This window comes from Corynebacterium sp. UD i78 (assembly GCF_056280545.1).
Window position 1 is genome coordinate 2,330,957 of sequence record NZ_JBWCED010000001.1, and the last position, 20,293, is coordinate 2,351,249.

The window sequence follows — 20,293 nt, forward strand, 5'->3', positions numbered from 1 at the left end:
CGGCAAGAAGATGACCCAGGGCGATGTCGCACGATCCCTCGTGGGGGACGCGGCGGTCCGGCATCCTCGGCGGCATCTTCAACGGCTTCTTCGACACGGTCTTCAACCAGAACGTCGGTGCGGTGCGCACCACCCGCGTCCACTCCCGGTACGTCACCGCCACCGCCGGCGCGATCCTGCTGGTCATGGGACTCATGCCTGTCACCGGCGCGGTCATCGCCGCACTGCCGGACCCGGTGATCGGCGGCATCTCGTTGATCCTTTTCACCTCGATCGCCGCGGTCGGCGTGAATACGTTGCGCAAGGTCGATCTGACGGACACCATCAACTCGACGATCATCGCCCTGGCCGTCGCGCTGGGCCTGTTGTCGAAGTTCTCCACCGGGATCTGGTCGAACTTCCCGGACTGGGCTCAGACACTGCTGTCCGACGGTGTGGTCCTCGCCGCGCTCGCCGCGTTCTTCCTCAACCTGCTGTTCAACCACACAGGTATCGCGGAGAAGGCCCGTGCCGCACGTAACGAGACCCGGCCCACCGCAGAATCACTGTTCCTCTGACAACCGTCGGCGATGTACCCTGACCGGTACATATCACTCCCAGGCAAGGTACATGGTGGACGTCATGAAGTTCCTCACCCGGCTCGCGGTCTCCCTGGCGTCCTCCGCCGTGGCGATCCTGCTCTGCGCACTGCTCATCGACCGGTTCACGCTGTCCTGGGGAGGCATCGTCGTCGCGGTCATCGTCTTCACGGTCGCCCAGCTGCTGCTCGCCCCTGCCGTCACGAAACTGGTCAGCCGCTACGCCGAAGGATTCGTCGGCGGTGCGGGACTGGTCTCCACTCTCCTGGCCCTGTGGATCGCCACGCTGCCGTCTGGTGGCCTGCGGATCCAGGGTGCCGGTACCTGGGTGATCGCCACGGTCCTCATGTGGGTATTCACCACCGCAGCGGCACTCATCATCACTGTGGTGCTCAGGAAGCGGGCAGGTCGCCACTCCGCGACAGCAGCGGAGTGATCTTCGCCAGCTTCTTCCCGCCCTCCTCGCCCGTCCAGCCGGCCGGCTCCAGGATCTTCGCCCAGGCCCGCGGGATCTCCGAGAGGTACTTGTGACCGTGCCCCTCCGGCACATCGGTGGAGACCGCCATATCGGCACTGACCTGCAGGAAGCTGACGATCGGCAGCCACCGGGTCGAAGACAGTACATCGGAACCGCGGGCCTCCGTCAGCCAGTCCGGCTCGTTGAACAGCAGGTCCGGCGACCACCAGGTGATCGGGTCGGAGGCATGCTGCAGATAGACCGCCCGCGGCTCCTTCCACCCGGTGTCCGGAGCGTCCAGGTCCTCGGCGGACGCACCGAAGCGGAGGTGCTCCCCACCGTCATAGACCGGCAACCGCTCGGGCGACCCGGCGTCCCGACGGTCGGTGGCTTCCCGCCAGAGTTCGTTGTTGAACGTCGGGCCGATGAACAGGGCACCGTCGGTCCGGGCGGAGAGGGTCGGGATCGTCCCGAACGCCGCTTCCGCACCGAAGGAACCGAGGGACTCACCGAAGACCACGATCTTCGGGCGCCGGTTCTCCGGCAGTTCCCGCACCTTCGCATCCACCGCCTCGAAGAGGTACACGCCGGCCTGTCGGGCCTGCTCCTGGTCGACGAGGAAGGACAGCCAGCTCGGCAGGTAGGAGTACTGCATCGACACGGTCGCGACATTGCCGTTGTACATGTACTCCAGCGAGTCGACGGTCGCCTGGTTGATCCAGCCGGAACCGGTCGCCGAACCGACGGCAATGACCTCGCGTCCCATACCTCCGGCGCGGACCAGTTCCTCGGCAGCGAGTTCGGCGTTCGCCCGCAGATCGTCGCCGGAGCCGAGGCCGACGAACGAGCGGATCGGTTCGACAGCGTGGTAACCGTTGATCTCCTCCAATGTGTCAGTGGAGGGCCCGTGGGAGACGAACTTGCGTCCCTCACGGCCCAGAGATTCCCAGCTGACCAGGGATGCGTCACTACCGGACCGCATCTCGCTCGTCGGCTTCACCGACGTTTCGGTGGTGTCGTCGTTCGCAGTGGCGAAAGACGCGTTGAGGAACTTCAGCGAGTAATTCGCGACGACACCGTTGGCCAGGAAGACACTGAACGCCACCACCACCGCAATCGCCGACACCCGTGCGATGCGTGGCGGGAGGACGTGGTGCAGCCAACCGTTGAGGGTCCGGACCAGTTTCCCCCAACCCTGTCCGAGCAGGACGAGAAGGAAGAAGACCAGAACCGCGACAATCACCGTCACCGGCCAGACGGTCCAGCTCAGGTGCCCTTCGCCGACCAGAACACGAACCTCGTTCTGCCACACCCGGAACTGCCACAGTCCGAGAACCGCACCGACGACGGCGACAACACCCAGGGGGACCCACCACCGCCAGGACAGCGTGCGGCCCCGCTTCTGCTCCGCCGGATCCTTGTTCATCATGTACCGGACCAACCAGGAGACGAAGACGCCGATCATGTAGCCCACGGCGGCGGACGCTCCGGTGACCACGCCCTGGAAGAGGGGACCACGGGGCAGCAGCGAGGGTGTCATCGAGGCGAGCATCATCACCACGGCGACGACGGACCCGGTGTAGCTCAGCCGCAGGCGGTAGGTGGTCAGCCGACTGAGCCGTTCTTCGAGGGTTCCGGTGACATTCCCGGTGGTCGGGCCGGTTCCGGCGTCAGTGCCCGTCCCGGGGGACTCTGCATTCTTCGTCGAGGCCAAGGGTCCGCTCCCATCGGATCAGTGCGTCCTTCCCGTCGTCAGTACGGGAAAGTACGAGGTCACGGTACATCATTGTCTGGCGTAGACCGGACACCAGCATCGGTGATTCCCGCAGTCCCTCCCAGCCCGAGGACCAGGTCAGCTGCGAAGCCAGCCGCCACACACTGATCTCCGGGTTCCAGTCGAGGACGCGCCGCACCTCCCAGGCACGGGCGAGGACATGCTCGGCAGTCTCGCGGCGTCGTGCCGCAAGGCCCGAGAAGACGTAGCCGTGACCGGGGATGACCAGCAGATCGTCGAACTCCTTGATCCGGTCCAGGGACTCAAGATAGTCGATCACCGGGTTGCCGCCGAGCTGCCCGACGCCCAGTCCGATGCCCGGGTGGATCTCCGGGAGGATCATGTCGGCGGCGAGGAAGATTCCGGCGCCCTCGTTGACCAGGCACATGTGCCCCGGGGTGTGGCCGGGGGTGACGACTGCCCTTGTCCTGCTGCTGCCCCCGAGATCGTCGTCGAGGCCGTGGTCGGCGAGCAGATCGCCGTCGGCGAGCCGGATATCCGGCCGGCGCCGCGGGATGAACGCGGGGACGCGGGGGTTGTTCATGTGCTCGACGGCGGAATCGAGGATGCCGGCAGGTGCCCCGAAGCGCTCCGGCCAGGGGGCGTAGACGTCGTCGGCGTCTCCGACACGGGACTTCTCGACGGTGCGCCACTCCCGGTCACCGACAATGAAGCGGGCGCGGGTGGCGTCCAGCAGACAGGATGCTGCGGCGACGTGGTCGGGGTGGGCGTGGGTGACGATGACCTGGGTGATCTGTTCGAGACGGCGTCCCCGGTCGTGGAGGAATCGGTCGAGGTCGCGGAGGTACTCGCCCTCGTGCTTCTTCCCGGTCCAGCCCGGGTCGATGACGGTGATACCGTTCTCGCCGAGGTGGATGGTGGAGAACACGGACGCCATGACCCCGGACCCGGGCATTGTCACCGGACGCACCCAGGTCCCGGTGCCGTGGCCTTCCCCGGCTGTGCCGCCGACGACGCGCACCGGCCCCGGGGTGCGACTGTTCTGCGCAGCGGTGTACTGCGGCTTCGCGAAGGGCGTCACCTGGGATGCGGCCGGGGGAGTCGACATGTTCTCAACGTACCGGTTGCAGCGGTAGGAGGCTGACGGTGGGCCGGGGCACAGTCATCCACGCGTGACTCCGGTGATGTGGTTGATCCTCCGTTCCCGGAGTTCGTCGATCAGTACCGCTCGGGCTCTTCGCCGAGGTTGAACTTCCGGCCGGAGAGGCCGTCCTCGTTCGGGGTGATCACCACGTAGTTGTACTTCAGCGTCGGCAGCCAGGGCTTCAGCGGCGCTTCATCGGCCGCGTGGATCTCGGTCGTGTCCTTGAGGATGCGTGCGGTGCCCTTGACGATGACGGACCAGGCTTCGCCGGTGTCCTCGGAGGTCTGCTCGACATTGTCGACCTCGAACAGGACATCATCGTTGAGGTTGAGGCTGAACAGTTTGGTGCCCTCGGCGGTTCGGAAGAGGATCTTTCCGTCATGCACGATGTAGTTCAGCGGGAAGAGATCGATGTCGTTCTTCCGGTGGACGACGAGACGGCCGAAGGTCTTGGTCGCCAGGAGGTCCAGGGACTGCTCGTCGGTGAGGTGGGTGACGGGAGAGTTCTTGTCGGTCATGCCCCCCATTGTCCCACCCCGCCACCCTCTCCTCCCCCGGATGTGGGGACCAGCGGGGGCAGCAGGACGCCGGTACCGGGGGTGACATGTCCGGAATTTCACGACGAGGGCAGCCGCAGAAGCCACATCGGATCCACTTCGACAGTCACCGACCTGTCCGCCTGACATTTCAGACTCAAACCCTTAGTATCACCGGTAGCAAGAAGTGAACAGTGACTCACAGCACCTCCTACCCACAGACGGGAACACATCACAATGCTCGGACAGATGATGGACCAGCCGCTGCTCATCAGCAGCATCGCGCGCCACGCGGACCGGCGGTTCGCCGACCAGGAGATCGTCTCCTTCACGGTCGACAACCCGCGCCACCGCTACACCTACCGGAACGCCTTCTCACGCGCCCGGAAGCTGGCCAACGCCCTGGCACGTCACGGTGTGGAGCAGGGTGACCGTATCGGCACCATGGCCTGGAACGACTACCGCCACTTCGAGCTCTACTACGGTGTCTCCGGCTCGGGTCTGGTGTGCCACACCATCAACCCGCGCCTGTTCGAGGACCAGCTCGTCTTCATCATCAACGATGCCTCAGACAAGTTCCTCTTCCTCGACCCGATGTTCGTCGGCACCGTCGAGGCACTGCTCCCCCGCCTGGACAATGCACCGCAGCTCGTCATCCTCACCGATGACGGGCACATGCCGGAGACTTCCTTCGATGCCGTGAGCTACGAAGCCTTCATCGCCGACGAGTCCGACGACTACGACTGGCCGCTGTTCGACGAGAACACGGCATCCGCCCTGTGCTACACCTCCGGTACCACCGGCAACCCCAAGGGCGTCCTCTACAGCCACCGTTCCACGGTGCTGCACAGCTTCGGTGTCTCCCTCCCGGACGTCTTCGACCTCTCCGCCAAGGAGGTCGCCATGCCGATCGTCCCGATGTTCCACGTCAACGCCTGGGGCATCCCCTACGCCACGGCGCTGACCGGCACGAAGCTGGTCTTCCCCGGCCCGAAGATGGGCGACCCGGCGGAACTGCAGGCGCTCATCGAGGAGGAGGGCGTCACCAACTCCGCCGGCGTGCCGACCGTCTGGCAGGGCCTCATCGCCTACCTGGACGCGTCCGGCAAGCGCATCGACTCCGTGAAGACCCTCGTCGGCGGTGGTTCGGCGGTGCCCTACTCCCTCATGGTGGCCTACGAGGAGCGCTACGGTGTCGACCTCGTCCACGCCTGGGGCATGAGTGAGACCAGCCCGCTGGGCTCGATGTTCCACACCTCCCCCGCGCTGGAAAAGCTCCCCGAGGAGGAGCGGCAGAAGGCACGCGCCAGCCAGGGTGCCCCGCCCTTCGGTGTGGAGCTGCGCATCGTGGACGAGGACGGCAGCGTCCTCCCCCAGGACGGAGAGGCGGTAGGTGCGCTGCAGATCCGCGGCCCCTGGATCGCGTCATCCTACTTCAGCGCCGACGGCCCGGGCACGGTCGGCGCAGACTCCTTCACCGCCGACGGCTGGTTCGACACCGGCGACGTGGCCTCCATCACCCCGCTGGGCTACATGCACATCGAGGACCGCGCGAAGGACCTCATCAAGTCCGGCGGCGAGTGGATCAGCTCCATCGAGCTGGAGAATGTCGCCGTGGCCCACCCCTCGGTGAAGCAGGCGGCGGTCATCGCCATGCCGGACGAGAAGTGGCAGGAGCGTCCGCTGCTGGTCGTCATCCCCGAGGAGGGAGCTGACCTGGATGCCGCAGAGCTGCTCGGCTTCTTCGACGGCCAGGTCGCCAAGTGGTGGATCCCCGACGCCATCGCCGTCACCGACGCGATCCCGCTGACCGCCACCGGCAAGATCAGCAAACTTGACCTGCGCAAGCAGCTGGACGCCGGGAAGTTCACGGTCCAGGCGCCGGCGACGGCGTAACCGTCGAACCTGCTACGCTCGCATCCTGACACGGGGTGCCGCCCGACCAGGGCGGCTGAGATCACACCCGTTGAACCTGAACCAGTTCGTACTGGCGGAGGGATTGTCAGGGTTTCCGCATGTCTGTGCATGCACAGGCACGCATGCCCGAAGGTCCTTACCGCTTGTGACCGAAAGGCATGAGCATGAACCTCACCGATCAGACCGTCCTCGTCACCGGAGGCGCCCGTGGCCTCGGCAGGGCACTCACCGACGCTTTCCTCCGCGAAGGCGCGACCGTCATCGTCAACTACTTCTCCAGCGGGGACGCCGCGGCGTCCCTCATGGCGGAGCACCCCGGCCGCGTCCTCGCCGTGCAGGCGGACGTCCGCGACCGCGAGCAGGTGGATGCCCTGTTCACCACGGGCGCAGAAGCCAGCCTCGGCCCGGTGACCACAGTCGTCAACAATGCGCTGGTCGACTTCTCCTTCAACGGGGACGCCCGTCCGAAGGCCACCGACATCAGCTGGGGTGACTTCCACCGCCAGTTCGAGGGAGCGGTGGGTGGTGCGGTGAACGTCATCCAGGCCGCACTGCCCGGCTTCCGGGAGATCGGCAGCGGACGCGTGGTGAACATCGGCACGAACCTCTTCCAGAACCCGGTCGTCCCCTACCACGACTACACCGCTGCCAAGGCCGCGCTCCTGTCGTTGACCAGGACGTTCGCGGATGATCTGGGCCCGGAGAACATCACCGTGAACATGATCTCCGGCGGTCTGCTGCGCACCACGGACGCCTCCGCCGCCACCCCGGAGGCCGTCTTCGACGGCATCGCCTCAGGGACACCGTTGCGTGAGGTCACCACCCCGGAGCAGTTCGCGGACACGGCCCTGTTCTTCGCGTCCCCGTGGGCCCGCGCGGTCACCGGTCAGAACCTCGTCGTCGACGGTGGTCTGGTGAAGAACTGATGCACCTGAACCTCTTCGCCTACGGCTGCGGGCACCACTCCGCCGCCTGGCGCGCCCCGGACTCCGCCTTCGACCGGCTCGGTGACGTGACCTGGTGGGAGGACCTCGCCCGGACTGCGGAACGGGGACGCTTCGACGCCTTCTTCCTCGCCGACGGCCAGTCGCTGAACCCTGTCCCCGGACCGTCCTGGTTCCTCGAACCGGTCACCGCGCTGACCGCCCTCGCCCGGGCGACCACCCGGCTCGGACTGGTCAGCACCATCTCCTCGACCTTCTGGGATCCCTTCCACGCCGCCCGGCTCAGCGCGAGTCTGGACCACATCTCCGGTGGCCGCGCCGGTATCAACGTGGTGACCTCCATGACGGACGCCGAGGCCCGCAACCACGGGATGGACCGTCTGCCCGACCACGCGGAACGCTATGCGCGTGCCGCGGAGTTCATCAGTACCGTGACTGCCTTGTGGGGGTCCTGGCCCGCCGGTTCCTCCCCTGCTGAAGCTGTACCGGTGGACCATCACGGCCGGTACTTCGACGTCGACGGGCCGCTGAACATCCCCGCCACATCGCAGGGCCACCCGGTGCTCTTCCAGGCCGGGGCGTCCGAGCCGGGCCGTGACCTGGCCGCCCGGTACGCCGAAGGTGTCTACGCCGTGGCGTGGGACCTCGACTCCGCCCGCGACTACCGTCTGGACCTGCGGCGGCGTGCCGCCGGGTACGGTCGCGACCCTGATGACCTGGTGATCATGCCGGGTCTGGTGACCTTCGTCGGGAAGACGGAGGAGGAGGCGAGGGAGAAGCAGCGGGAGCTCAATGAGCTGCTGCCGGTGGAGGATTCCCTCCGTCAGCTGTCCTTCTTCGTCGGTCAGGACACCTCAGGGTGGGACCTTGATGCGCCGGTGCCCGAGCTTCCGCCGCTGGCGGAGTTCAGCGGTCCGGCGGGACGCTACGCCACGATCCTGCGGATCCTCGCGTCCTCCCCGGGTGGTCGTCCGACGGTCCGTGACCTGCTGGGTTACCTCGCCGCCGGTGGTGGTCACGCCACCTTCGTCGGCACTCCGGAACGGATCGCCGGTGAGATGGAGCGGTGGATCGTCAATGGTGCCGCCGACGGCTTCAACCTCATGCCGCCGACCCTGCCCGGCGGGCTCGACGATGTCGTGGACCTGGTCGTCCCGGTCCTGCAGGAGCGTGGTCTGTTCCGCCGGGAGTACACGGCGGACACGCTGCGCGGGCATCTCGTGGGATAGTGCCCCGTACGAGCACCTGATTTTCCTGCATCTCGAGCTTTCCGTCCGTCCACGGAGTCTTCCTTATGCAGGGGTGCACGTCGTACCCTCGACGAGATGGGGAAGCTCACCCTGGATCAGCGCCCCTCGCTGGAGACCGCCCTGGAGGAGTATCGCGAGAAACCCCGGACGCGACGCCACGGGGAGAATCCTTGTTGATCACCATGTCCGGGAAGCCGATCTCCGTCTGGTCATCGCAGCGGGGCTGACGGTCCTCTCCCTTTTTCGGCATATTCCTGTGCCTGTTCGGCCTGGAACCACCCGGGTCCGTTGTCGGTGCCGCGTTGTGTGGGTTGGGAACCCTCGCGCCGACCATCGGGTCATTCCTGCGTCCAGGGCCGCCACGGGAAAGTGGTTGGAGCTGCGGGCAGCCGGGCCCGGTGTCGGCATCACGCAGTCTGAGGCTGGTCAGGACCACCTCCCGACGACCTCACGGTGCGTGATGCGGACATACCCGAGGAGAACCCACCTACCGCCGCGAGGACAGCACCCGCTCCGACTCGCGCGCCGTGTCCGAGGCGTTGAGCTCCAGCGACCGCGACCCGGCGAGCTTGCGGGCCACATGCTCGCCCACGGTCACCGGCTCGTACCGGGCGGGGTGGTCAGAGTCGACCATGCCCGGCAGCGGACCGACGATGGCGTCCACGTTCCCGTCATGGAAGAACGCCGCCGACCGACGACGCAGGATCGTGCCGTCCACCACCGGCGGCTTCACCCGGTGCAGCGTCGACCTCCACTGGTCATTGGTCAGTCGCGCAGTCACGTCACCCAGGTTGACCAGCAGCGCACCGGGCTCGGGAAGCACATCGTTCCACGACCCGTCCGACCCCAGTACCTGCAGTCCGGCGACCCGGTCGGCCCAGAGCACGGTGACGATGCCGTAGTCGGTGTGCTCGCCCATGCCGTTGAGCTCGCCGTCGAGCTCCACGGTCACCCCGGGTTCCAGGGCGTAGTTGATGGTGCGCAGTACGTCGATGGAGTGGTCGGCCAGGGATCCGATGGTGCCGCGAGGCTGACCCAGGGCGTCCTCGAAGATGTCGACGAGCGTCTCGGCCACTCCCTGGGCAGCGCCGAACCACGCCTCCAACTGCGATCGGAAGCCGGCCATCCCTTCGGCACCGGCACCGGACTCCGCCGGCCACACGTTCTCCGGGTAGTCCGAGACCGGCAGGTCCAGCTCCGGGAAGGCGGACGCCTGCACACCGATGTTGAAGGCCTCGAAGAAGTCGTTCATCCCGGTCGCGGACTCCACCCCCAGTGACAGTGACAGTCGCTCGGACTTCGGCGGCGAGTAGCCGCGGTTCACCGACGGCGGTGTCGTGACCTCCTTCTTCACCTCGAGATCGCGGAGGAAGAAGGCGTCCAGTGCCGAAGCCAGGCCGTCCCATACCTGCGGGTCGATGCCGTGCCCGGTGAGCTGGATGAAGCCGACCTCGCGGGCTGCGGCGTCCACCGCGGCAGCGACGGCAGCCTTTTCGGAGTCGGTACCGCCGGTGACGTAGGCGGTGATGTCGATGACGGGTACGTGGAATCCGGTCATGTCAGGTCCTTTCAGGATCGTTCAGCAAGTAGTTCAGTCAGTTCAGCGGCAAGCCGGTCGGCATCCGCGGTGAGCAGTTCGCCGTCGCGTACCACCCATTCCCCGGCGACCATGACATCGCGAGGACGCCGCCCGGGGGTGGCCCACAGCAGGCCCGCGGGCCAGTCGTGGACACCGGCGTCGGCGACCCCGGAGCAGTCCCAGACGCACAGGTCAGCGGGTGTCCCGGCATCGAGGACGCCCAGTTCAGGCCAACCCAGCCCTGCGGCGGAGCCGGCGGTCGCCATACCCAACGCCTCCTCTGCGGTGAGGACGCGCCCGGTCAGCCCGGAGACCTGCACCGCCAGTCGGGCATCGGCGAGAAGGTGACCGCCGTCATTCGAACCGCCGCCGGAAGTTCCCAGGCCCACGGTCACCCCGTGGTCGAGCAGGTCGCCGACCGGGGCGACGCCCCAGCCCATCGGCACATCGCAGCCCGGCGCGTGGGTCACGGTCACCCCGGAGGACGCCACGACCTCCACCTCGGCGGCGGTGATACCGCACAGGTGGGCCAGCGTGACGCCCGGTTCCAACCAGCCCCAGTCGGCCAGCAGGTCCAGCGGCCGACACCCGTACGTCAAGGCGGCACGCTCGACGTCCACCTGTTCATTGGACTGGGTGCGGCGCAGCAGCCCGAGTTCCCGGGCCACGTCGCGCAGGGCGGTGAAGGTCTCGGGCCCGTCGGTGTGGGCGCCTGAGGGACCGACGGCAAGCTGCAGCGTTCCGCGTCCGACCGGGTCCCCGGCCATGGCAGCGAAGGAGGCGTGGATGGCACGGACCGAGTCGACGACGGCGTCGGCGTCCTCCCCGGTGGTGCCGCGCACGAAGCACAGCCGGGCGCCGAGAGCGTCAGCCACCGTCGCCGTGGCACAGGCCAGATCCACCGGAGATACCCCGTCAGGCCAGGTCAGATGATGGTCGGCAACAGTCGTCACCCCACACAGCAGGGACTCCGCCACACCGACGGACGCCGCTGCGGCACCGAGCTCCGGATCGACGGCGTAGCCGCGGTAGGCCTGTCCCATCACCGACAGCCACTCGGCCATCCGCACACCGCGGGTCCCGGGCAGTGTACGGAACGCGGACTGCAGCAGGTGGTGGTGGGCGTTGACCAGACCCGGAGTGACGATACAGCCGGAGACGTCGATGCTCTCGGCGTCTGTGGGCAGGACAGTGGTGATCACCCCGTCGACGACGGCCACATCGGACGACGCCCCCACCGATGTCAGCGCGCCGCGCAGTACGGTACTCAAAGGTCCAGCACCAGCCGTCCGGAGAAACACCGGGAGACGCACACCATCATCGACTCGTTCTCGGCGCGCTCCTCCGGGGTCAGCACCGCGTCCCGGTGGTCGACTTCCCCGGAGACGACCTCGACCTCGCAGGTCCCGCACATACCTTCCCGGCAGGAGGACGCCACCAACCGGCCGTGCTCCTCGAGCACGGACAGCACCGAGGCGTCCGCCGGCACGGTGAAGGTCTCCCCGGAGGATGCCAGCGACACGTCGAACGAGGTGGCCTCCCCCGAAATGTCCGGCGCGGTGAACTGTTCGGTGAAGACGTCCACCGCCGGCTGGTCGGCGACCACGGCGGCGACACCGTCGGTCAGGGCGCCGGGTCCACAGACGTAGACGGCGGTACCACGGGGCAGGTCGGCGAGCTCTGCGGCGAGGTCGACTCGTCCTTCCGCTGACCCGTGGAAGCGCACCGCGTCCCCGTAGGAGGACCGCAGCTCCGGCAGGTAGGGCATGGCGTCCTCCGTGCGGGCGAGGCAGAGCATCCGCCACGGGCGGTCGGAGCGCGCGACCTGCGCGGCGAGCGCGATCATCGGCGTGACACCGATGCCGCCGACGACGAAGACGTAGTTCAGTGCGCGGGTCAGCGGGAAATGGTTGCGCGGCTCCCCGACCTGCAGTTCCGTGCCGACCGTGGCGAGGTCATGGAGGGCTGCGGACCCGCTGTGCCCGTTCTCACGCGGGTCCGTGGCGCGGTCCACGGCGATGGTGTAACCGGAGCGGTCGGCGGGGTCCGAGCACAGTGAGTACTGGCGAAGCAGCCCACCGGGGACGGTGACGTCCAGGTGGGCGCCGGGCGTCCATCCGGGGAGGACGCCGGGGGCGGACGGTTCGAGGCGGAACTCGTCGACCCGGTCGGTGAGCGGGCGTCGGGCGGTCACGGTCACCGGGTGTGACACAGGGGAGGGCACAGAGGCGGGCATCGGTTCACCTTCACAGAATCGGTGCCGCCCCAGCCCGGCGAGTACACGCCACACCGTAGCACGACCCCGCCGACATGGCACCACATCACTGCAGGTCATGGCATATGCAACACGGGAGAAACATGGATGCACCCTTATACTCCCCACGCTCCCGAAGCGTCACCGTAGTGAACAGAACCCGAAACAGACGGGAAACACGGTCTCCGTAGATTCACCTCCTGCATGACGAACCACGCGGTGCACGACCGTTGTCCGGTTCTTGAACGTCTCCGCCCCAGCCCGGCGCAGACGACGGACACAAGAGAGCACTCCTGCACACCGCCGACTGTCATGGTCGATCTTCCCCGGTCGCCACCCGGCGTCCGGTAGCAACGACCAGTGCAGCCGGTGATGTGACACCACCGATGACCACGGGACGCACACCGCCGACACGGCACCGGTCACCCTCAAGACCCGGAAGAGGAGGGTCCGATGAGTGTCATTCCGGGAGCACAGCTCCACGGCATCGCCGGTGTTCAGCTGTACGGTGCCCCCACCGGTCAGCTGATGGACATCACTGTCGACGGCACGACCGTCACCGAGGTCCTCCCCCACGATCCGTCCCGCATGCGCACTGCGACGGTCGACGGGAGCTGGCTGGACCTGCACGGCTACACCGTATTCCCGGCCGCCGCCGACCCGCACACCCACCTGGACAAGGCCCTGAGCCATGACCTCGTGAACCCGCCGGCCGGTGACCTTGACGGGGCCATCTCCTCGTGGGTGGCGGCCGCCGACGGGTTCACCGAAGAAGACATCCTCGACCGGGCCCGATGCGCCGCCCGGCTGATGCTCGCCCAGGGCACCACCGCGGCGCGCACCCATGTGGACGTCTACCCGGCCGAGGGGCCGGACCTTTCCGACGCCCCCTACCGGGGCATCCGTGCCCTGACCCGGCTGCGGGAGGAGCTCACCGGACTGATGACCCTCCAGATCGTCGCCCTGGTACCCGCCCACACCCCGGACGACCAGCTCACCGAGCTCACCCTGGGCGCGTTGGACTCTGGAGCGGACCTCGTCGGCGGTGCCCCGCACCTTGCCGGGGATCCGTTGGGCCAGACCGACACCCTGCTCGATGTCGCCGAAGCCCGGAGCGTGGGCTGTGACCTGCACACCGACGAGTTCCTCGCCGGTTCTGCCGGTGATCGCACGCAGACCGTCCACCGCTACGCCGAACGTGTCACCGGCTGGCCCGCCGACCGGATCCGCGGCGCGGGCCACTGCTGCCGCCTGTCCCAGATGGATGGGGCGGAACTCGCGGACACGGCGTCCTCCCTGAAAGACGCCGGGATCCACGTCATCGCCCTGCCGGCGACGAACCTCTACCTGCAGGGCGGCGACGGTCCACCCGGTCCCCGGGGACGGGGCATCGCCCCGCTCACCGCCCTGCGCAACCACGGTGTCGCCGTCGCCGCCGGCGGCGACAACATCCGTGACCCCTTCAACCCGACCGGCCGCGGCGATCCACTCGAGACCGCGTCCCTGCTGGTCACCGCCGCGCACCAGACCCCGGAACAGGCCATCGACCTGGTCACCGTCGGCGCCCGCGCCGCCCTGGGACTGCCACCGGCCGGCCCCGTGCCCGGGCAGACCGCCGACCTGCTGTGCATCCGCGCCCCGGACACCCCGGGTCACGCCACCGCAGCGACATTCCTCGCCGCGGCACCGGCCGACCGCACCGTCATCTCGGGCGGACGCCTCGCCGCACAGACCACCCTGACCACCCACCTCCCCGACCTCCGGCCGGTCGGCTGAGCTTCACGGCTCATCAGAGCAGCTCAGCGACCGACCCCGCACCTTGAAGCGAAAAAGGAGAACCCCCGTGAGTACCCCGACCACCCGGAGCGACCCGACCACCCCACTCGTCAGTTTCACCGGCACCGGCATGACATTCGACGGCGGCACGACCGCCCTGACCGGAGTGTCCCTCGACGTGCGCCCCGGTGAGTTCATCAGCGTCGTCGGCCCGTCCGGTTGCGGCAAATCCACCCTGCTACGCCTGGCGTCCGGCCTGGAGACAGCCACCGACGGCGTGATGTCCACCTCCACCGACCGGATCGCCTACGTCTTCCAGGACGCCACCCTCCTGCCCTGGCGCTCGGTGAAGGACAACGTCATGCTCCTCGGTGAACTCGATCACCTGCCGAAGGCCGAGCAGGAGCAGCGCTGTACCGAAGCGCTGGAGACTGTCGGGCTCACCGGGTTCGAGGACCACCTGCCCCACCAGCTCTCCGGCGGCATGAAGATGCGCGTCTCCCTGGCCCGCGCCCTGACCATCGAGCCGGAACTGTTCCTCTTCGACGAGCCCTTCGCCGCCCTCGACGAGATCACCCGTGAACGTCTCGGTGTGGAACTCACCCAGCTCTTCGCGGAGAAGAGCTTCGGCGGCCTGTTCATCACCCACTCGGTGAGCGAGGCGGTGTTCATCTCCACGCAGGTCGCGGTGATGTCCGGCCGCCCCGGCACCATCGTCGACGTCGTCGACGTGCCCTTCGACTTCCCCCGCAGCCCCGAGCTGCGCTTCACCCCGGAGTTCACCGCGATCGCCGAGCGGGTCTCCACCTCCCTGATGGCGGCCCACTCATGACGACAACTGCACCCACCCCCACCGCACAGACCACGTCCAAGGAGGACGCCGTGTCCGTCTCCACCGCCACCACCACCGCTGCCGCGATCCCTGCCAGCTCCGCACCCGCCCCCGGCCGGCCGAAGCGGAAAGTCAACATCCCCTACGCCCCGGTCCTGCTGCCGCTGGCCGTCCTCGCCGTCGTCGTCGCCGTCTGGTACCTGGTCAGCTACGTCTTCCTCGACGAATCCCGACGCTTCCTCATGCCACCGCCCGACCAGGTCGTCACCGAAGGGTTGTTCGGCCCGAACGCCGGCGAGATGTGGCAGGCCCTGTGGCAGACCACGAAGATCGCGATGACCGGCCTGCTCATCGCCGCAGTCGTCGGCATCGTCTGGGCGATCGTCATGGCCCAGTCGAAGCGCGCCGAAACGGCCCTGTTCCCCTACGCCGTCTTCCTCCAGTGCATCCCGGTGCTGGCCCTCGTCCCGCTCATCGGCTTCTGGTTCGGCTTCGGCTTCTCCGCGCGCGTCTTCGTCTGCGTACTCATCGCCCTGTTCCCCATGGTCTCGAACACCCTCTTCGGTCTGCAGTCCGTCGACCCCGGCATGCGTGACCTGTTCGCCCTGCACAAGCCTTCCCGACTGACCGTCCTGCGCAAGCTCGAACTGCCCGCCGCGATGCCCTCGATCTTCGTCGGCCTGCGCACCTCCGGTGGCCTCGCAGTCGTCGGCGCGATCGTCGGTGACTTCTTCTTCAAGCAGGGGACACCTGGCATCGGCGTCCTGCTGGACAACTACCGCTCGCGACTGCAGTCCCCGGACCTGTTCGCCGCGATCATCCTGGCGTCCCTGCTCGGTGTCGTCGTCTTCCTCGTCTTCGGCCTGATCAGCAACCGTGTCGTCGGCCGCTGGTACGGCAAGTAGTCCCTTCTGCACGTTTCCCCGCACGTTTCCTGACAGGAGCCCCCCACCATGAAGTACACCGTCTCTGCCTTCCGTACTCTCGCCGCCACCACTCTCGTCGCCACCACCGCCGTCTCCCTCGCCGCCTGCGGTGGCGACGACAGCACCTCCGCCGCGTCCTCCTACGACGGCGAGATCGGATCGACCGACCTCTCGGCCGTCTGCCCGTCCACCGTCACCGTCCAGACCGACTGGTTCCCCGAGGCCGAGCACGGCCACCTCTACCAGCAGCTCAACTACGGCGGCGAGGGCAAGGACGCCGTCACCATCGACGCGGACAAGAAGACCGTCTCCGGCCCGCTGTTCGACGGCGACAACGGCTACACCGGTGTCGACCTGGAGATCCGTTCCGGTGGCCCGGCGATCGGCAACCAGTCCGTCACCTCGCAGATGTACCAGGACCAGGACATTCTCCTCGGCTACGTCGACACCGACCAGACCATCCAGCAGTCGGACGCCATGCCCACCGTCGGCGTCATGACGACACTGGAGAAGTCACCGCAGATGATCATGTGGGACCCGGAGACCTACCCGGACGTGCACTCCATCGCCGACCTCAAGGACACCGGAGCGACCGTACTGACCTTCGCCGACATGTCCTACATCAAGTACCTCACCGGCGCGGGCATCCTCGACGAGTCGCAGATCGACGAATCCTACGACGGTGCACCCGCCACCTTCGTCGCCGCCGGTGGCGAAAAAGCTCAGCAGGGCTACTCCTCCTCGGAGCCCTACAACTACGAGAACACCATCGACGGCTGGAAGAAGCCCGTGGACTACCAGCTCATCCACGACGCCGGTTTCCCGACCTACAAGTCCTCACTGGCCGTACGGGCCGACGCCAAGGACGACAACGCCGACTGTCTCAAGGAACTCATCCCGGTGCTGCAGCGCGGCACGAAGGACTACATGGAGGACCCGACGGCCGCCAACGACCTCGTCGTCCAGTCCGTCGCCGACTTCAACTCCGGCTGGGTCTACGACCAGGCGAACGCCGACTACGGCGTGGCCAAGATGCGTGACGAGGGACTGGTCGCCAACGGCGCCGACGGCACCCTCGGTTCCTTCGAGGACGCCCGCCTCGAGGAACTCGTCGACATCCTGACCCCCATCTTCGCCGAGCAGAACACCCCGGTGAAGGACGGCATCACGATGGACGAGATCGCCACCAACGAATTCCTCGACCCGTCGATCGCGCTGGGGTGATCCGGTGAGCCAGGCAGTGCACGAGGGTGTGAAGGTCAGCACCGACGTCGGCCATCTCTTCGCCGTCGCCGATGACTCCGGACGCCCCGACTTCTCGCCCACGGACGTCGACGCCCTGGTCGACGACCTCATCGCGGTGCTCGGCCCCCGTGGTGTCTCCCAGCTGCCGCGTGCGGTCGACCGGGCGTCCCGCGACGGATCGGGCATGTCCCCGGTGATCACCGCGCAGTTGGACGCCGGGGAACTCAGCGTCCCCGATGTGGTCTGTTACCCGCGGGCCGCCGAGGAGGTGCCGGAGATCATGCGCGCCGCGGTGCGCCACGGCGTGCCGGTGACGACGCGTGGCAAGGGCACCGGCAACTACGGGCAGGTGCTGCCCCGGTTCGGCGGGCTGGTGCTGGACATGACCTCACTGACCACCATCCACGAGATCGACACGGAGGCCGGCACGGTCACCGCCGACGCCGGGGCGAAGATGCTCTCGCTGGAAAGCTACGCCCAGGAGCACGGTCAGCAGCTGTGGATGTACCCCTCGACGGTGCAGTCCACGCTCGGAGGGTTCCTCGGTGGCGGCTCCGCCGGCACCGGCACCATCGTCCACGGCCGCAACCACGAGGGCTTCGTCACCGCGGTCGACATCGTGCCCGCCACCGCCGACGCCCGGATCATCCACCTCGAGGGTGAGGACGCCCAACCCTACGTACACACCTACGGGGTGGCGGGCGTCATCGTCCGGGCGACGGTGAAGGTCGAACCGCTGGGTGACTGGCGGTCGGTCTACGCGTCCTTCCCCGACCGGTCCTCGGCCTTCGCCGCGGCGACCGCGGTGATGCGGGCGCGGCTGCAGCCCCGGCTGATGTCCGCCGACGGTCCCGACATCGTCGCCGCCCTGCCCGATGACGAGGCGCTGGTGCCGGGTCGCGGCAGTGTGCGCGGCATTCTCGACGTCTCGCGGCTGCCGGAGTTCGAGGCGATCGTCGCGGACCGCGGTGGACGCATGGAGGCGTCCCGCACCGGGGTCACTGCGTCCGTGAAGCTCTCGACACTGTCCTACAACCACCCGACGTGGTGGCTGCAGAAGAAGGAGCCGGGCCGATGGTTCCACATGGAGTGCCAGGGCACGGCGGTCGTCGACCGGTTCGAGGAGGTGCTCGACGTGTACTCGGTGACCGGCGACGACGGGACCGCGCAGCGGGCGAACTTCCACCTGGAGGTCGGCAACGACATGATGTTCGGCATGCTCAACGGGCCGGTCCTGCCCGGAGAATCCATCGGGACGGTGCGGGAACGGATAGCCGCCGGCGTGCCGCAGCTGGAGGCACTCGGGGTGTCCGTGCACTCCCCGCACCAGTGGTACATCGACCTGGAGCCTGAGCGGGTGCGCCGGTTGGCCGCGGACTTCGACCCGTACGGCCTGCTCAACCCCGGGAGGTGGATGTGAGTACCGCATCCCGTCGCTGGGCCGATCTCACGACCGCGGAGGTGGGCCGGGTGATTACCGCGTCCTCCCTGGCCGTGGTGCCGGTCGGTGCCGTGGAGCCCCACGGACCGCACCTGCCGATGTCCACTGACCTGGTGATGGCCGAGGCCGTGGCGTCCACGGTGGTGTCCCGTGCCGTGGCCGCCGGGCATGACCTGTGGCTGCTGCCGTCGCTGTCGATCACCAAGTCCGATGAGCACGCTGCGCTGCCGGGGACGCTGTGGCTGTCCGCGCCCACGCTCTTCGCCACGTTGGTGGATCTCGGCCGGTCGCTGGCCGCCGCCGGGGTGCGCAGGGTGCTCTTCGTCAACGGGCACGGCGGCAACTCCGCACTGCTGGAGGTCGCCCTGCGTGAACTGCGTCGACGCTTCGACCTGCGGACTTTCCTGGTCTCTTCTCCACCGACCCCGGGCGAGACGGAATGCGGCTTGGGCATCCACGCCGGCTGGTCGGAGACCTCGATGATGCTGCATGTCGCACCGTCGCTGGTGGACATGGACGCCGCTGCGGCGTTGGGGCCGAAACCTGCGACTGCCGTGGCGTCCTGCGACCATGTCGGATTCGGGAAGGCGGTGAAGTTCGGGTGGTTGTCCACTGACTTCGATGCGTCCGGGGTCGTCGGCGATCCGACGGGTGCGTCGGCTGAGGTCGGTGAGCAGCTCTTCGAGGACTACGTCGCCTCCGTACTGGATGCGGTGCCGGAGATCCTGACCTTCAACCCGGGGAACCTGTCATGAGCACTAGCGTGGGTGTCATGGACCAGACCGCTGACCCCGCCGTCCTGTTCGACGCCTGGATGGTGGAGTTCCGCGCCCTCATCGCCGAGGACGCCGGGCTGACCTGGCCGCCGACGTCCACAGACCTCTCGGAGGTACCGCCGGTGCTCATGACGCTTGCCACGGTCGGTCCCGACGGCTACCCGCGGACCCGGAATGTCATGGTGAGCCGGACGGACGCCGGCCAGATCTTCTTCCACACCGACTCACACTCGGAGAAGGTGCGGCATCTGGAGTCGAACCCGAAGGTCTCGCTCACCGTTCTCGCCGCCGACCGGTCGAAGCAGGTCACCGTTGTGGGAGACGCTGTCCGGTCGACACCGGGCGAGGAGGCGGAGGCTTTCGCTGCGCGTTCCCGCTACCTGCAGCTGCTCGCCTGGCTCAGCGACCGGGACCTGGCCGAGAAGCCGGCGGAGGAACGGCACCGGGAGTGGGCGCAGTTCAGCGCTGAAAACCCTGACCTGGCGTCCTGTCCGCCGGAGACCTGGGCCGGCTTCGCCGTGGTCCCCCGGGAGTACCTGTTCTGGACCGCCGACAGTGACGGGCCCTCGCAGCGGGTGCACTATGTGTGCGCTGAGAATTCAGTGAACGGCTGGACCACTGAGGTGCTCCCGGGCTGAATCCACCTCGGACCACCCGTCGCCATGTCCGCATCACGCAGTGTGAGGCTGTTCTGACATGGCCCGCAGCGACCTCAGGCTGCGTGATGCCGACACCTGCTCCGTGACGCCCCCTGACGCCCCCTGACGCCCCGTGACGCTCCATGACGCTCCGTGACTGCCGGGAAACGTGCCGGAAACTCCCGGCCCGTAGCCTCGTCACAGTCAGCGAGAACAAGCAAGAACGAGCAAGAACGAGCAAGAACGAGCACGGACAACCACATAG

The 20,293-nt window shown here is 67.7% G+C and carries 18 protein-coding genes and 1 riboswitch; of the genes, 12 read left to right on the forward strand and 6 right to left on the reverse strand.

Annotated features, from left to right (window positions below; genetic code table 11):
* Positions 1-23 precede the first annotated feature (23 nt).
* Positions 24-557, forward strand: coding sequence for a solute carrier family 23 protein (locus ACZ9GM_RS10965; protein WP_476037836.1), 534 nt, complete (start codon positions 24-26; stop codon positions 555-557).
* A 64-nt stretch (positions 558-621) separates the two neighbouring features.
* Positions 622-1,014 (forward strand): phage holin family protein, encoded by a 393-nt coding sequence (locus tag ACZ9GM_RS10970; RefSeq protein WP_291474474.1) that lies wholly within the window; start codon positions 622-624, stop codon positions 1,012-1,014.
* On the opposite strand, the gene ACZ9GM_RS10975 is transcribed toward ACZ9GM_RS10970, so the two are convergent.
* The 3 genes from ACZ9GM_RS10975 to ACZ9GM_RS10985 form a co-directional block, all read right to left on the reverse strand.
* Positions 971-2,749 carry an alpha/beta hydrolase gene (locus ACZ9GM_RS10975; protein WP_476037837.1) on the reverse strand — a complete coding sequence of 593 codons (1,779 nt, stop codon included), beginning with the start codon at positions 2,747-2,749 and terminating at the stop codon, positions 971-973. The genes ACZ9GM_RS10970 and ACZ9GM_RS10975 overlap by 44 nt on opposite strands.
* The gene (locus tag ACZ9GM_RS10980) at positions 2,706-3,878 is read right to left on the reverse strand and encodes an MBL fold metallo-hydrolase (RefSeq protein WP_476037838.1); all 1,173 of its coding nucleotides are present in this window, start codon (positions 3,876-3,878) and stop codon (positions 2,706-2,708) included. The genes ACZ9GM_RS10975 and ACZ9GM_RS10980 overlap by 44 nt, the downstream gene beginning before the upstream one ends.
* Positions 3,879-3,988: 110 nt before the next feature.
* Complete coding sequence (locus tag ACZ9GM_RS10985) at positions 3,989-4,432, reverse strand: pyridoxamine 5'-phosphate oxidase family protein (protein WP_476037839.1); 444 nt, start codon at positions 4,430-4,432, stop codon at positions 3,989-3,991.
* A 255-nt stretch (positions 4,433-4,687) separates the two neighbouring features.
* Between ACZ9GM_RS10985 and ACZ9GM_RS10990 the strand changes: the two genes are divergently transcribed.
* The 3 genes from ACZ9GM_RS10990 (at position 4,688) to ACZ9GM_RS11000 (ending at position 8,540) form a co-directional block, all read left to right on the forward strand.
* The gene (locus ACZ9GM_RS10990) at positions 4,688-6,346 is read left to right on the forward strand and encodes a long-chain fatty acid--CoA ligase (protein WP_476037840.1); all 1,659 of its coding nucleotides are present in this window, start codon (positions 4,688-4,690) and stop codon (positions 6,344-6,346) included.
* A gap of 21 nt (positions 6,347-6,367) precedes the next feature.
* Positions 6,368-6,467: riboswitch (TPP riboswitch) on the forward strand.
* Positions 6,468-6,531: 64 nt separating this feature from the next.
* Positions 6,532-7,293: a 3-oxoacyl-ACP reductase gene (locus ACZ9GM_RS10995; protein WP_476038351.1), complete on the forward strand. Its 762-nt coding sequence runs from the start codon at positions 6,532-6,534 to the stop codon at positions 7,291-7,293.
* Positions 7,293-8,540 (forward strand): LLM class flavin-dependent oxidoreductase, encoded by a 1,248-nt coding sequence (locus ACZ9GM_RS11000; RefSeq protein WP_291474480.1) that lies wholly within the window; start codon positions 7,293-7,295, stop codon positions 8,538-8,540. The genes ACZ9GM_RS10995 and ACZ9GM_RS11000 overlap by 1 nt, the downstream gene beginning before the upstream one ends.
* Positions 8,541-9,048: 508 nt before the next feature.
* Here the strand turns inward: ACZ9GM_RS11000 and ACZ9GM_RS11005 are convergent.
* From ACZ9GM_RS11005 to ACZ9GM_RS11015, 3 genes are read right to left on the reverse strand one after another with little or no spacing between them, the layout of a single operon-like run.
* Entirely contained in the window at positions 9,049-10,119 is a 1,071-nt protein-coding gene (locus tag ACZ9GM_RS11005) for an isopenicillin N synthase family dioxygenase (protein WP_291474481.1), read from the reverse strand.
* 11 nt (positions 10,120-10,130) lie between these two features.
* Positions 10,131-11,411: an amidohydrolase family protein gene (locus tag ACZ9GM_RS11010; protein ID WP_291474482.1), complete on the reverse strand. Its 1,281-nt coding sequence runs from the start codon at positions 11,409-11,411 to the stop codon at positions 10,131-10,133.
* Positions 11,408-12,376 carry a PDR/VanB family oxidoreductase gene (locus ACZ9GM_RS11015; RefSeq protein WP_291474483.1) on the reverse strand — a complete coding sequence of 323 codons (969 nt, stop codon included), beginning with the start codon at positions 12,374-12,376 and terminating at the stop codon, positions 11,408-11,410. Before ACZ9GM_RS11015 ends, ACZ9GM_RS11010 begins: the two co-directional genes overlap by 4 nt.
* A 471-nt stretch (positions 12,377-12,847) precedes the next feature.
* On the opposite strand from ACZ9GM_RS11015, the gene ACZ9GM_RS11020 reads away from it, so the two are divergent.
* The 7 genes from ACZ9GM_RS11020 (at position 12,848) to ACZ9GM_RS11050 (ending at position 20,028) form a co-directional block, all read left to right on the forward strand.
* Positions 12,848-14,170 (forward strand): amidohydrolase family protein, encoded by a 1,323-nt coding sequence (locus ACZ9GM_RS11020; protein ID WP_291474484.1) that lies wholly within the window; start codon positions 12,848-12,850, stop codon positions 14,168-14,170.
* Between the two features lie 67 nt (positions 14,171-14,237).
* Positions 14,238-15,002 (forward strand): ABC transporter ATP-binding protein, encoded by a 765-nt coding sequence (locus ACZ9GM_RS11025; protein ID WP_476037841.1) that lies wholly within the window; start codon positions 14,238-14,240, stop codon positions 15,000-15,002.
* On the forward strand, positions 14,999-15,907 hold the full coding sequence (locus ACZ9GM_RS11030; protein ID WP_291474485.1) for an ABC transporter permease: 909 nt from the start codon (positions 14,999-15,001) through the stop codon (positions 15,905-15,907). The genes ACZ9GM_RS11025 and ACZ9GM_RS11030 overlap by 4 nt, the downstream gene beginning before the upstream one ends.
* Before the next feature lie 48 nt (positions 15,908-15,955).
* Complete coding sequence (locus ACZ9GM_RS11035) at positions 15,956-17,152, forward strand: ABC transporter substrate-binding protein (protein ID WP_291474486.1); 1,197 nt, start codon at positions 15,956-15,958, stop codon at positions 17,150-17,152.
* Between the two features lie 4 nt (positions 17,153-17,156).
* Positions 17,157-18,593, forward strand: a complete 1,437-nt coding sequence (locus ACZ9GM_RS11040; protein ID WP_476037842.1) for an FAD-binding oxidoreductase — start codon at positions 17,157-17,159, stop codon at positions 18,591-18,593.
* Positions 18,590-19,369, forward strand: a complete 780-nt coding sequence (locus ACZ9GM_RS11045; RefSeq protein WP_291474487.1) for a creatininase family protein — start codon at positions 18,590-18,592, stop codon at positions 19,367-19,369. The genes ACZ9GM_RS11040 and ACZ9GM_RS11045 overlap by 4 nt, the downstream gene beginning before the upstream one ends.
* Positions 19,370-19,386: 17 nt before the next feature.
* Complete coding sequence (locus ACZ9GM_RS11050; RefSeq protein ID WP_476037843.1) at positions 19,387-20,028, forward strand: pyridoxamine 5'-phosphate oxidase family protein; 642 nt, start codon at positions 19,387-19,389, stop codon at positions 20,026-20,028.
* Positions 20,029-20,293 lie beyond the last annotated feature (265 nt).

Bases quoted from the DNA above. Each gene is read 5' to 3' on its own strand.
- ACZ9GM_RS10965 (WP_476037836.1), top strand. From the start codon at position 24: ATGTCGCACGATCCCTCGTGGGGGACGCGGCGGTCCGGCATCCTCGGC.
- ACZ9GM_RS10970 (WP_291474474.1), top strand. From the start codon at position 622: ATGAAGTTCCTCACCCGGCTCGCGGTCTCCCTGGCGTCCTCCGCCGTG.
- ACZ9GM_RS10980 (WP_476037838.1), bottom strand. From the start codon at position 3,878: ATGTCGACTCCCCCGGCCGCATCCCAGGTGACGCCCTTCGCGAAGCCG.
- ACZ9GM_RS10985 (WP_476037839.1), bottom strand. From the start codon at position 4,432: ATGACCGACAAGAACTCTCCCGTCACCCACCTCACCGACGAGCAGTCC.
- ACZ9GM_RS10990 (WP_476037840.1), top strand. From the start codon at position 4,688: ATGCTCGGACAGATGATGGACCAGCCGCTGCTCATCAGCAGCATCGCG.
- ACZ9GM_RS10995 (WP_476038351.1), top strand. From the start codon at position 6,532: ATGAACCTCACCGATCAGACCGTCCTCGTCACCGGAGGCGCCCGTGGC.
- ACZ9GM_RS11000 (WP_291474480.1), top strand. From the start codon at position 7,293: ATGCACCTGAACCTCTTCGCCTACGGCTGCGGGCACCACTCCGCCGCC.
- ACZ9GM_RS11005 (WP_291474481.1), bottom strand. From the start codon at position 10,119: ATGACCGGATTCCACGTACCCGTCATCGACATCACCGCCTACGTCACC.
- ACZ9GM_RS11015 (WP_291474483.1), bottom strand. From the start codon at position 12,376: ATGCCCGCCTCTGTGCCCTCCCCTGTGTCACACCCGGTGACCGTGACC.
- ACZ9GM_RS11020 (WP_291474484.1), top strand. From the start codon at position 12,848: ATGAGTGTCATTCCGGGAGCACAGCTCCACGGCATCGCCGGTGTTCAG.
- ACZ9GM_RS11030 (WP_291474485.1), top strand. From the start codon at position 14,999: ATGACGACAACTGCACCCACCCCCACCGCACAGACCACGTCCAAGGAG.
- ACZ9GM_RS11035 (WP_291474486.1), top strand. From the start codon at position 15,956: ATGAAGTACACCGTCTCTGCCTTCCGTACTCTCGCCGCCACCACTCTC.
- ACZ9GM_RS11050 (WP_476037843.1), top strand. From the start codon at position 19,387: ATGGACCAGACCGCTGACCCCGCCGTCCTGTTCGACGCCTGGATGGTG.